Below are 12505 nucleotides of genomic sequence, written 5' to 3'. Positions count from 1 at the left end.
GGCCTGTTTCTCTCAGGCGCATCGGGTCGAAACCCGAGATCAGTCTTTCATCGATTGTTCGCGCAGCGAGTCGGCGAGCAGGTTCAAGCCCAGCACGAACGACATCAGTGCGATCGTCGGCGGCAACGCCGGGTGGATGAAGGAGCGCAGCAGGCGGCTGGCGTCCTTGATCGCGGTGCCCCAGTCAGGACTTTCCGGCGCCAGGCCAAGGCCGAAATAACCGAGCGTGCCGAGCAGGATCGTGGTGTAGCCGATGCGCAGGCAGGCGTCGACGATCAGTGGCCCGCGCGCATTGGGCAGGATCTCCCACAGCATGATGTACCAGGGCGATTCACCGCGCGTCTGCGCCGCCGCCACATAATCGCGCGTCTTGATGTCCATCACCAGGCCACGCACGATGCGGAACACGCCGGGGCTGGAGGCGAACACCACCGCCACGAAGATATTGAGCTGGTTGGGGTCGATATGCACGATCTTCAGCGGATCGGCGTCGAAGACCAGGCCGGCATAGATCCAGCCGCCGAGGATCAGGGTGATGCCGAGCAGGATGTAGAGCCGGTCGGGCCGGTTCTTGTAGCGGGTCCAGAACAGCACGCTGAAAAAGATGATCGGGAACAGGAAGAAGACGCCGGCCATGCCATAGGGGATCGGCGTGTCCATGATGCCCGGCGTCACCAAAAGGTAGAACAGCAGGATGACCGGGAAGGCGAGCACGAGGTTGGCCAGGAACGACAGTACGGTGTCGATCTTGCCGCCATAATAGCCGGCCGGCAGGCCGAGCGTGATGCCGACCATCAGCGCGAACCCGGTTGCCGCAGGCGCGATGATCAACACGATCTGGCTGCCATAGACCATGCGCGAAAACACGTCGCGCGCCAGCTTGTCGCCGCCGAACAGATAGGTCAGCCCCGATTTCGGTTCGACGGCGCCCGGCAGCACATCCTTCATGATGGGAATCTGGGCCAGCGGGTCGAAGGGAGAAATGGTCGCGGCGAAGATCGCCGTGAACAGCCAGAACAGGCAGATGCCGACGCCGACGATGCCGACACCGCTGTCGAACAGCTGGCCGTAGAGCGCCAGCTTCTTCTTGTAGGCGAAGCTCGCGCCCATGACGATGACGAGCGCGATCCAGACCGGCCAGAAGCGCGACAGCACTTCGAGAACGATGGTGAAGCCACTGATGTATTGAACCGGCATCCGCTTCGCTCCCTACTGAACTCTGATACGCGGATTGAGAAATGCGTAGCCGACATCGGAAATGAGCTGCGTGATCAGGACGATGAACACCGAGACCAGCGAGCAGCCGAGCAAAAGGTCGATGTCGTTGTTGCCGGCCGCCTCGACCAGCGTGTAGCCGAAGCCCTGGTAACGGAACATCACCTCGACGATGACGACGCCCGTGAGCAGCCAGGGGAACTGCAGCATGATGACGGTGAACGGTGCGATCAGCGCGTTGCGCAAGGCATGTTTGACCACGACGCTGCCGAAGGAAAGACCCTTCAACCTGGCAGTGCGGATATATTGCTGCGTCATCACTTCGACCATCGAAGCACGCGTCATGCGGGCGATGTAGCCGATGCCGTAGATCGCCAGCGTCATCACCGGCAAAGTGAAATTGTAGAAGGTGATGCCTTGGCTGGCCGAAGCCGCCGAGCCGTTCAGCCAGCCGAGCCATGAGGCGAAGATGACGGTGAAGATGACGCCCGACACATATTCAGGCGTCGCCGTCGAGGCGATCGACGCCACGGACAGCACCCGGTCGGTTCGCGACCCCTCGCGCATGCCGGCCAGAATGCCGATCAGCAGCGAGATCGGCACCATCACCACCAGCACCCAGAACATCAGGATGCCCGTAGCGCCGAGTGCCGGAAACAGCTTTGAGGCGACGGTCGCCTTGAACTTGGTCGAGCAGCCGAAATCGCCCTGGAAAACGCCGGCGAAGGTCGGCACGAGCGGATCGTTGCAGAAGGAGAAACGCTGCGCCGGCTTGCCGGTCGCCGGGTCTGTAACAGGTTGCTTGGGCACCACGCCCAGCCACTGCCCATAGCGGACGAAGAAGTTCTGCCGGTAGCCATGGTTGACCAGCCAGCTCTCGAGCTGCTCGGCCGACGTATGCATTTCGGTCTGGCTGATCGCCAGCTTCTTCAGATTGGGTTCGAGGTTGATCAGGAAGAAGACGACCATGGTCAGGCACAGCATCGTCAATGCCATGGTGCCAAGACGCCTGATAACGAAGGAAAGCATGGCGGCCCCCTGCCGATGGGTTGGGGTTTGAGCCGGCTATGAAAGCCAACCCTGCCGTAACCGGCGGGGCTGGCTCTCAAACAGGCCTTCGGATGCGATCAACCCTGTTTTTGTTGCATGGCCTTGCCCGCGAGTCCGCAACTTTTTTGAGAAAGTGCGGACCAGCAGGGACGGACGATGCAAAGAGCAAGGGAAGGGAGCGAGCCCCTTCCCCCATGTCGATGCGATCAAGCCTGCTCGAGCCAGACCTTGCCGTAGTCGCGCTCGAAGGTCGGGTGCATCTTGTAATTCTGCACCGCCTTGACCGAGTGGCTGTAGAGCTTGCGCCAGTACGGCTGGATCATGATGCCGGAATCCTGCAGGATCTGCTCGATGTCCTTCATCATTTCCTTGCGCTTGGCGGCGTCGGCAACGGCGAGCGCCGCATTGAGCTTGGCATCCCAGTCCGGATTCGACCAGCCGGCCTCGTTCCAGGCCTCGCCGGTGCGATAGGCGATGGCCAGAACCTGGACGCCGAGCGGGCGCATGTTCCAGTTGGTCATCGACAGCGGATACTTCGTCCAGTCGTTCCAGAACGTCGAACCCGGCAGAACGGTGCGCTTCACCTTGATGCCGGCGTCGCGCAGCTGGGCGGCGATCGCATCGCCGGTGTTCTTGTGCCAGTCTTCGTCGACAGTGATCAGCTCGTGTTCGAAGTCGGCCTGGCCGGCTTCCGCCATCAGTGCCTTTGCCTTGGCCGGGTCACGGGCAACCTTGGGCAGCTCGTAATATTCCGGATGGATCGAGCAGACATGGTGGTTTTCGGCGACCGAACCGGCATTGCCGTAGCCGAGCTGCAAGACGACATTGTTGTCGACCGCAAGCTGCAGCGCGTTGCGCACCTTCTGGTCGCCATAGGGCTTGTTGTTGACGTTGGTGCGGCAGACGATGGTCGACGCGGTGACGATCTCCGACTTCACCAGGTCCATGCCGTCTAGGATCGACACGTAGTCGGCCGAAGTCTCGAAATTGGTGTGCACTTCGCCGGCTTCGAAAGCGCTGACCATGGCTGCCGGATCGGTGCCGTAATCGATGAATTCCAGGCCATCGAGGAACACTTCGCCATCCCACCACTTGTCGTCGGTGCGGCGCTTGTAGACCACCTTCTGACCGACATCGTAGGAGACGAGTTCGAACGGACCGGTGCCGATCGGGCAGGCCTTGAAGTCGCCGCCCTTCTCATCGAAGGTCTTGTGGACGATGAGGCCGGGATAGTCGCACATGTTCGGAATCAGCGCGATGTCCGGCTTGGTGAGCTTCAGCACGACCGTGTGGTCGTCCGGCATGGTCACGGCGCTTTCGTCGAGCTTGTCGTCCTTGACCAGCGAGCCAAGACGGCCTGGCATGGAATTGCCTTCGGCTTTCTTGTCGGCCCAACGCTTCAGGTTGAAGACGACGTCGGCGGAGGTGAAGGCATCGCCATTCGACCAGGTGACGCCCTTGCGCACATGCAGCGTGTACTGCGTGGCATCGTCGTTGACGTCCCAGCTTTCCAGCAGATAAGGGCGGAACGTGTATTCGGACGTGTACTTGACCAACGGCTCGAGCGCCTGGCGCTCGGCATTGGCGATTTCCGACCAGTCGGCCTTGCGCGGGTCCTTGGGATCCTTGATCCACTGGGCGATCTTCAGCGTGCCGCCCTTCTTGCCCTTTACCTCTTCGGCCTTCGCCGGCGTCGGATCGGCGAGGCCGAGCAAGCCGTAAGCCATTGCCGTCGATGCACCGAAGACGCTGGCCATGGCCAAGAATTCGCGGCGATCCACCTTGCCTGCCTTGGCTTCTTCGGCCATGGCCAGGATGTGATCCGGAACGCGATCGCCATTACTCTTATAAATTGTCATGACTTAACTCCCATTGTTGGCTTTCCGCCTTTTAACATTCCGCATCCAGGCCATGATGTCAAAGACGGCGTGGATTGAGAACATGTTAGGGAATGTGCAACTTTGAAAGGGGAGCGGTTCGCGTGATAACGACAGTCTTGGCGCAAATTTGCTACTGTCCGACGGATTCTTCTGGAATCTCGGTAGTCGATTAAACTGAGACATTTACTCCAGCCCGGACAGCGCCAGAATCGATCCATCATGAGGCCAAAAGTCCTGCCGAACTATCAGTATTCCTTCTCGTAGAAGATGCCGCCCTTGGCTTCGCCGGCATCGTTGGCCTCGCCGCGCAGCTTGACGCCGCGCCCGACATTGAGGTCGATCGTAGCCTTGCCCGAGCCCGGCTTGTCGCCTTTCTGGATCGTGACATAGGTGCGGTCGTTGAGGTATTTGCCCGCCGAAACCGCCGTGCCGCCCTGGTCGTCGGTGGTGACGTCGAGGTCGTCGACACCAATGGCGCTGCGCAGGTTTTCGAGCAGCGACGTCGAGCCGCCGACGCCGGCCAGTTGCCCGGCGGCCTCGGCCAACTGGGCGATCTGCAGCGGCGACAGATTCGACATCGAGCGGCCGAAGATCAATTGCGCCAGCACCTCGTCCTCGGGCAGCGCCGGCACCGAGGAGAAGGTGAACTTCGGATTGGTCGCCTCGCCCGACACCACGATGGTGACGGTGGCGCCGGTCGTCGTCGTGGTCGCCGTCAAATTGAGATAGGGCACCAGCGAGCCGGAAAATCCGACCGTGCCTTCGGTGAAGGTCAGCCGCTTGCCGAGAATCGACAGCCGTCCGCGCTGCAGGGTGAAGGTGCCGACCGCTTGCGGCGACGAGGCCGGGCCGGTCAGCTTCAGCGAGCCGCCAAGTTCGGCATCGACGCCCCTGCCCTGGATGAAGATCTGGTTCGGCGCGTTGACCGTGACATCGAGTGCAAGGCCGCTACCGCCGCCCTTGCCGCTGGTCGTCGGCGGCCGCAGCGCCTTGTCCTGCGCCTTTACCGCACCTGGCGCGTTCTTGTGCTTGACGTCGAGCGCCGCCAGCGAGCCCGGCAATTTGTCCGGAACGGTGATCACCGTCTTGGCGAGGTTGACGGTGCCGGCAATGACCGGTGCGGAGGTCAGCGGTCCCTTGATCGTAAGGTCGCCGCCGAGATTGGCGGTCACCACCCTTCCGTCCGTATAGCGGCCGTCGACCAGCTTGATCGACAAATCGGCCGGAAAACCCTGCGCCGGGTTGATGCCGACCGTGCCGCTGGCCGACAGGCTGCCGCGCGTCGACAGCGTTCCGGTCAACCGGTTGATCCTGGCGACGCCGCCGGCAATCGAGACATCGGCGGCGAGATCGTTGACGGCGAGGCCGGAGCGCGCATCGACAAGGCGCGCACCCGAGGTGCTGACGCTGCCGCCGATGACGGGCGATGTCGCGGGACCGCGCACCTGCACGTTGACATTGGCGGTTCCGGACAGCGACAGGCCCTGCGCGGCAAGCTTCTGGCTGAGCAGGCCGAACGGCACGACGCCATTGAAGTCGAGCACCAGTGCCGGCGTGCCGGCCGTCGTCACGGTGCCGCCGCCCTTGACGCCAAGGCCGGCTCCATCGCTGACATTGGCATTGAAGGTCAGTTTGTTGGCGCCGAAGGTGCCCGACGAGGAGACACTGACCGCACCGACACCGGCACCGCGGGTCTGCGAGGTCTGCACGCCCGCCGCGTCGAGATTGAAGGCAATGGCGGGATTTGCCGGCGCGCCCGTCACCTTGACCGTGCCTGAGATCGAGCCGGCGGCATCGAGCCCCGGCGAAAAACTGTTGGCGAGCGACATCGGCACCCGCGCCAGCGTCGCATTGATGTCGAGCGCCGTGCCGACCTTGCCGGTCACCGTCGCCGTGCCACCGCCAAGGTTGAGCACCAGCCGGTCCAGCGTCGTCGTGCCATTGGCGATGCTGACGGTCGAGGCCTGGGCAATGGCCGCCTTGATGCCCTGGACGGTCGCCTGGCCGGAGGCAAGCTCGATAGTTGTCGTGCCGTTGGCCACTTTCACCCGGCCGGCGGCCCGCGCCGGAATGCCCTTGACGGTTGCGCCGCCGGCGAAGCCGGTCCAGTCGCCGTCGCGCTTTAAGTCGACATCGATGCCGCTGATCACGGTGCCGCCCGAAATGACGGTGTCGGCGCGGATCTTTCCGGAGATCACGGGCGCCGCCAGATAGTTGGCGACCAGCGCATCGATCGAGACGGCTTTCGCCTGCAGGTCGCCGCGCGTGATCGACGCTGTCGCCGCCTTGATGGCGACCTGCGGTGCGGTGCCGTTCTTCGAAAAGGCGATCGTGCCGCGCACGTCGCCTTCGGCCTTTTCCAGGGCAAGTGCCGCCAGCGGGCCGATATCGGGCAGGTCGAGCGCGATGGTGCCGACCGGCACGAACTTCTCGTCCAGCGCCAGATCGCCGGAAATCCTGTTCTTGCCGAGCGACAGCAGCAGGCCGTTGATGGCGCTCTTGCCGTCCGCCGTCGCCAGCACCGCACTGCCTTGCAGCGCCTGGCCGGCGACATTGCCGGTCAGTTGCACATTCGCCGCCGGATTGGCGGCGTCGGCCTTGCCGGTGGCGGTCAGCTTCAACCCGGTGATCTCTCGCGCCGCCACGAGAAGGCGGTCGCTGTCGACCGTCAGTGACAGATCCGGCGCAGTGGCCGGCCCCTGTGCGTTCAACGCAAAGGCGATGGCGCCCTTGGCATCCTTCGACAGCAGCGAGATGTCGCTCAGCGCGCCCTTGATGTCGGCGGCCACCTTGTTGTCGGCAAGGCTGGCTTGCCCGTCGGCGGTCAGCGCACCCGAGGTCAACTTCAATCCGCCTATGTTGATGCTGCCGTTGGGGTCGCGCTTCAGCGTGGCGCTGATCTCAGCGCGTTCGCCAAGCATGCCGCGCGCCGCCGCCGGCAAGGCCGACGATGGGGCATCCGCCTTCAGGTTGAGGTCTATGGCACCGTCTCGCAGCGATACCTGGCCGGCGACCTGGCTGTTCAGCGCATCGCTCTTGAGCGAGCCGCTGTCGATGGCAAACAGGTCGGCCGTCAGGCGGCCGCTGACGGCTGCCGTGACCTTGCCGGCGATCAGCGGCGCGATCACCGGATTGTTGAGACCGACCTTGTCCACCGACACCGTGCCGGAAACCGGCCCTGCACGGTTCTTGAGATCGAACGCATCCGAATGCAACGCCATGGCAAGCCCCTCCACCCTCGCCGGGCTGGTGACGATCGAGGGCAGGATCGCCGAGACATCCAGGCGGGCCCGCGTGCTCTCGCCCGCCACCTTTGCCGACAAGGACTGGATCTCGATCTTGACCGGGCTCTCGGCGCTGCCGACAGTCAGGGGCAGGCTGGGGCCGGATGAGATGAGATCGAGCACAAAATCGCTGGCGCCGTTCGGGTTGAGGGTGCCGGTTGCCTTGCCGGAAACCTTGTCGCCGGTCAGCGTCACCTGATCGAGCACCACGCCGCCGGCAATCGTGTAGCTGCCGGCCGCATCGACGGCGAGCGGTCCGAGCCCGGCCTGCCGGGTCTGGCTGGTTTCGATGCCGGCCAGTTGCGCATTGAAGCGGACATCGGGAGCGGCCGGCGGTCCGGTCACACCAGCCGTGCCGCTGAGCGTGCCCACAGCATCGAGGCCGGGCGAAAATCCATTGGCGAGCGCCGCGGGCAGCGCCGAAAATTGCGCCGCGAGATCGAGCGTCTGGCCAGCTGTCCCGGACAAGGTCACCGAGCCGCCGCCGACGTCGAGCGCCAGCCTTTCGATGCTGGTCGTGCCGTTGGCGATGCTTAGTGTCGACGCCTGGGCGATTGCCGCCTTGATGCCGCGAACCGTCGCCTCGCCCGAGGCAATCTCGATGCTCGTCGTGCCGTCGGCGATCTTCACCCGGCCGGCAGCGGTCGCCGGAATGCCCGCTATGGTGGCGCCGCCGGTAAAATTGGTCCAGTCGCCATCACGCTTCAGGTCGACGCCGATGCCGCCGATTTCCGTGGTCCCGGAGGTGACGCTGTCGGCCTTGATCGTACCCGCGATCGCCGGCGCCTTGAGATAATTGGCGATCAGCGCATTGACGGTGATGGCCTTGGCCGTCACCTCGCCACGCGCGATCGATGTGCTCTTCGCATCGATCGCAACGGAGGGCGCGTCGCGATCCCCCGCGAAGCGGATGGTTCCGTCGATGTCTCCCGTTATCGCCTGGCCGGCAAGTGCGGCCAGCTGGTCAATGGCAGGTGCATCGAGCGTCAGCGTGCCGAGCGGCATGAATTTGTCGTCGAGCGCGAGATCACCCGAGACCTTGTTGTCGCCGAGCGAGACCAGAAAACCATTGATCGAACGCTTGCCTTCGCTCGTCACCAGCGCTGCTTTGATGTCGAGCGGCTGGTCGTCGACGGAGCCGGTCAGCGAGACATTGGCGGCGGGACTGGTGATATCGGCCTTGCCGCTAGCCGTCAGCTTGATGCTCTTCACCGTGCGGCCCGATGCCGTCAGGCTGTCGCTATCGGCGGTAACCGTGAAATCCGGCGCCGTCATGGCGCCGCTTGCCGACAGCGCGAAATCGACGCCACCGGCAACCGGCACGCCGACTGTCGGCGACAGCACGGAAACGTCGCCCAGTTTGCCCTTGATGTCGGCCTGGATATCGGTGCCTTGCATGCTGGCCGTGCCGGCGGCGCTGAGCGTGCCGGAGGTGAATTCGATCGAATTCGCGGCGAAGGATCCCTGCGGATCGCGGGCCGCGCTGGCCGAGAATTTCACCCTAGCGCCGAGCACCGAGGCGATCTGCGGCGGAAAGGCCGTCGCCACGGCATCCGCGTTCATCTTCAGCTGCATCGACAGGTCGGCAAGCGCCACCGTCGCGGTCAGCGAGGCGTTGAGCGCGTCGGAACGCAGCGTGCCCTGGTCGACGGCAATGGCGTCCTTGCTGACCGACCCGGCCAGATCGACATCGATCTTGCCGGTGATCAGCGGCGCCAGCGTCGCCACGTCGGTGTTGAGGCCGCCCGCCTCCAGCTTGACGGTGACCGGCCCGGCGCGGTTCTGGATGTCAAAACCGTCGGAATGGATCTGGGCCGCCAGATCGTCCAGCCGCGTGCCACCGGCGACGATGGAGACGAAGGAGGCGCCGATGTCGATGATCGGCGCCTTGCCGTCGCCGAAGGCCCGGGCGGTGGCATTGCTGATCGCCAGCGTGATCGGCTGCGCCTTGCTGCCGACGCTGATCACCACGGGCGGCCCCTTGGCGGCGAGTTCGACCGAGAGGTCGCTGGCGCCGGCAGGATCGACAATGCCGGTCGCGGTGCCGTGCACCGCATCGCTGTCGATGTTCGCGCGGTCGACACTGACGCCACCGGCCGATGTGGCGGTGCCGGCAACGTCGAAACTGGTCTTGCCGGCAAACAGCGGCTTGAGATTCTCAGGCAGGAAGCGAGCGAAATCGCCGTCGCCCTTGGCCTCGATATGATTGCCCTTGTCGGTCAGTTGGTGGCGACCCGTCAGCTGGGTGACGATCTTGCCGTCGACTGAGAACGTGCCGATGCCGTTCCAGTTGGCGAGCGGCCCGGTGCCCGAGACATCTATGTCGACCGGCGGCGTGTCGGGCAGCTTGAGCAGGTTGGCGATGATACCGCCTGCCGGCTCCGAGGCCTTCAGGTCGAGATCGAGCCTGTTGTCTGCCGGCGCAAAGTGGATCTTGGCGTCGACATTACCTTGCTTGCCGTCATGACGGGTGATGTTGAGCACCGTCTCGACCGCCAGTGGCGCGGCATCGGCCTTGACCGATCCCTTGGCCGCAAGCTCGGCGACGCCGCTGCCGGCCAGTTGCTGGCCAAGCGCGATCTCGGGCAGATCGATCTGCTTGATGTCGATGGAAACCGGCAGCGTCGTCGTACCCCCGCTCGGCGCTGGCTGCGTGCTGGTCACCGGCAATCGCGCCAGTTCGATACGCTCGGCAGCGATACGGTCGGCGCTGAAGTTTTTCGACAGCAGCGCCAGCGGCGACCAGTCGACGGCCACCTTGCGCGCCACCAGCCAGGCGCCCTCGCGGTCCTCCAGCACGACATGGTCGACGCTGAGCGCCCCGGACCAGATGCCGTCTATGCCGCTGACCGTGATCTTGCGGTCATCGTTCGAAGCCAGCCGCGAAATGATGCCGGCGAGATTGTCGCGGCCGCGCTCGGTCTTGGTCAGCACCACCAGCGCGCCGATCGCTCCCGCAACCACGATCAGCAGCGTGTAAAGGACAATGCGGAGGATGCGCCAGACTGTTTTCATCGCTCAGAATGCCTGCCCGATGCCGGCATAGATGCCGAAACGCGGGTCGCCCGGATCGCGGTTGAGCGGCACGGCGGCATCGATGCGCAGTGGCCCGAACGGCGTGACATAGCGCAGGCCGACGCCGGCGCCGACCTTGACATCGGAGAAATCGGGAACCGATTTGGTCGATACGGTGCCGGCGTCGACGAACGGCACGATGCCGATCGTATCGGTGATGGCGATGCGCATCTCGACCGAGGTTTCGAAGAAGGACAGGCCGCCGATCGGCTGGCCGGTGAAGTCCTTGGGTCCGATGCCCTGATAGGCATAGCCGCGCACCGAGCCACCGCCCCCGGAATAAAAGCGCCGGTCGGCTGGCACATGTTCGAGGCTGGTGCCGACGATCGAACCGAGGGCGACACGTTCGGCCAGCACGAACTTCGAAGCCGAGTCCAGCGACTGATAGGCCGACCCTTCGCCCCTCAGCTTCAGGAACGCCGCACCGCTCAAAATGTCGTAGCTGGGCTCGGCATAGGCCAGCACCCGGAAGCCGCTTGTCGGGTTCAGCCGGTTGTCCCGGTTGTCATAGACATATTGCAGCGGAATGCTGGCGATCAGGTATTTGTGCTTGCCGAAAGCGTCGTGGATGCGGGAATAGTCGAGCGCCACCTCGGCGGAAACCGTCTGCTTCTTGGTCAGCTCGTAGGACAGCCCGGTGCTGCCCTTGACCGAGAAATGGTCATAGGCGTCAGGATGTTCGAGTACCGTCTTGACGCCGGCGAAGAACTTCGATGCCGGCCCGATCACGCCCGGCTTTTCGAACATGATGCCGGCATTGTAGTTGAGCTCGCCGAGATCGTTGCTGCCGATGCCGCTGATCTTGCCGTCGATGCGCAGCTTCTCGGCCCGGCCGAACAAATTTCGGTGGCCCCAATAACCTTCCAGGCCCAGCCCCTCGGTGTTGGAGAAGGTGCCGCCGACGCCGAAATAGCGTGGCTTGCGCTCGCTGACCTGGACGCCGATCGGAATGTTGCCGTCGGCATCGAGCGTGTCGGCTTCCTTGAACGTCACGCTGTTGAAGACCTCGAGCGCCAGCAGCCGGTCGCGCGCGTCATCGATCTCTTGCGGCGAGTACTGCCGGCCGCGCTTGAGGGCGGTCATGTATTCGGTGAAGTCGCGGTCGACCTTTTCGGTGCCTTCCACCGTTGTGTCGCCATAGCCGGCGACCGGCCCAGCGGCGACCGTCAGCGTCACGTCCAGCGTCGAAGTAGCGTGGTCGGCGACGATCTGCCGGTCCGTCACCTCTGCCAGCGGCCTGCCTTGCTCCTTCAGCGTCCGCACGATCAGCGCCTCGGCCTTGAGCACAGCGCCGGATCCCGCATCGCCGCCTGATATCAAGCCGTAATCGGCGCTCATCAGCCCCGCTGCGTCGCCCTCGAGGTGGATATTGCCCAAGGTGAATTTCGGCCCGCTGGCAATGTCGATGACCACGGGAACCGGCTGCGGCCCGTTGAATTCGGCATCCGGCGGCAAATCGTCGAGCGGCTTGCCGTCGATGGTGACGGTGACGACGCCTTCGTAACGGGCATCGGCATAGAGCGCGGCGACAAGCTGTTCGCGGTCGCTGCGCGCCTTGGCCATCAGTCCGAGCGAACCGGAAACCGGACGCTCCTCGTCACTCTTCAGCGCAGAGGCATTTTCGAGCTTCTTGACCAGATCCTTGTCGGCGTCGGGGGCGGAAATGGTCACGGCGTAACGCAGGGGATCGACGATATCGGCATCCTCGTCGCTGGACGACCCCCACAGCTTGATGCCGAAAAGCTCGAAAGCGACCGACGGGCGCGATTCGGCGACGAGCACGGTCGAGCACATCATGGCCAACAGCAGGGCGCGCGGAAGCGCACGCCCTGGCGCGCGACCTCCTGACATCTGCTCTTCATGCGCCGGCATTAAGACAACCTAGTTTACAAAACTAAAATTGGAATGAAGTTCTGAAGCGCTCGTAAAGGGGCCACAATCCAATTGTCTGAAATAGGGCGGGCTTGGAATTCACACCTTTTGCGTCGCCGCAAGAAAGCG

At 63.9% G+C, this 12505-nt stretch carries 5 protein-coding genes; all 5 read right to left on the bottom strand.

Annotated elements, in window-relative coordinates:
• Window positions 1-39: 39 nt before the first annotated feature.
• The gene (locus AC0L2U_RS00255) at window positions 40-1197 is read right to left on the bottom strand and encodes an ABC transporter permease (protein WP_027035013.1); all 1158 of its coding nucleotides are present in this window, start codon (window positions 1195-1197) and stop codon (window positions 40-42) included.
• 12 nt (window positions 1198-1209) lie between these two features.
• Window positions 1210-2244 (bottom strand): ABC transporter permease, encoded by a 1035-nt coding sequence (locus AC0L2U_RS00250; protein ID WP_027035014.1) that lies wholly within the window; start codon window positions 2242-2244, stop codon window positions 1210-1212.
• A 227-nt stretch (window positions 2245-2471) separates the two neighbouring features.
• Window positions 2472-4124, bottom strand: coding sequence for an ABC transporter substrate-binding protein (locus AC0L2U_RS00245; RefSeq protein ID WP_127331805.1), 1653 nt, complete (start codon window positions 4122-4124; stop codon window positions 2472-2474).
• Between the two features lie 266 nt (window positions 4125-4390).
• Window positions 4391-10444, bottom strand: coding sequence for a translocation/assembly module TamB domain-containing protein (locus AC0L2U_RS00240; RefSeq protein ID WP_473601259.1), 6054 nt, complete (start codon window positions 10442-10444; stop codon window positions 4391-4393).
• A gap of 3 nt (window positions 10445-10447) precedes the next feature.
• On the bottom strand, window positions 10448-12376 hold the full coding sequence (locus AC0L2U_RS00235; RefSeq protein ID WP_127809949.1) for an autotransporter assembly complex protein TamA: 1929 nt from the start codon (window positions 12374-12376) through the stop codon (window positions 10448-10450).
• Between the last annotated feature and the right edge of the window lie 129 nt (window positions 12377-12505).

Source organism: Mesorhizobium sp. WSM4808 (assembly GCF_055811675.1).
The sequence above is the reverse complement of the archived record's forward strand: the minus strand, read 5'-3'. Positions and strand labels throughout refer to the sequence as shown.

What these genes read in the sequence shown, in the direction of transcription:
- AC0L2U_RS00235 (WP_127809949.1), bottom strand. Translation starts at nt 12,376, where the DNA reads ATGCCGGCGCATGAAGAGCAGATGTCAGGAGGTCGCGCGCCAGGGCGT.
- AC0L2U_RS00245 (WP_127331805.1), bottom strand. Translation starts at nt 4,124, where the DNA reads ATGACAATTTATAAGAGTAATGGCGATCGCGTTCCGGATCACATCCTG.
- AC0L2U_RS00240 (WP_473601259.1), bottom strand. Translation starts at nt 10,444, where the DNA reads ATGAAAACAGTCTGGCGCATCCTCCGCATTGTCCTTTACACGCTGCTG.
- AC0L2U_RS00250 (WP_027035014.1), bottom strand. Translation starts at nt 2,244, where the DNA reads ATGCTTTCCTTCGTTATCAGGCGTCTTGGCACCATGGCATTGACGATG.
- AC0L2U_RS00255 (WP_027035013.1), bottom strand. Translation starts at nt 1,197, where the DNA reads ATGCCGGTTCAATACATCAGTGGCTTCACCATCGTTCTCGAAGTGCTG.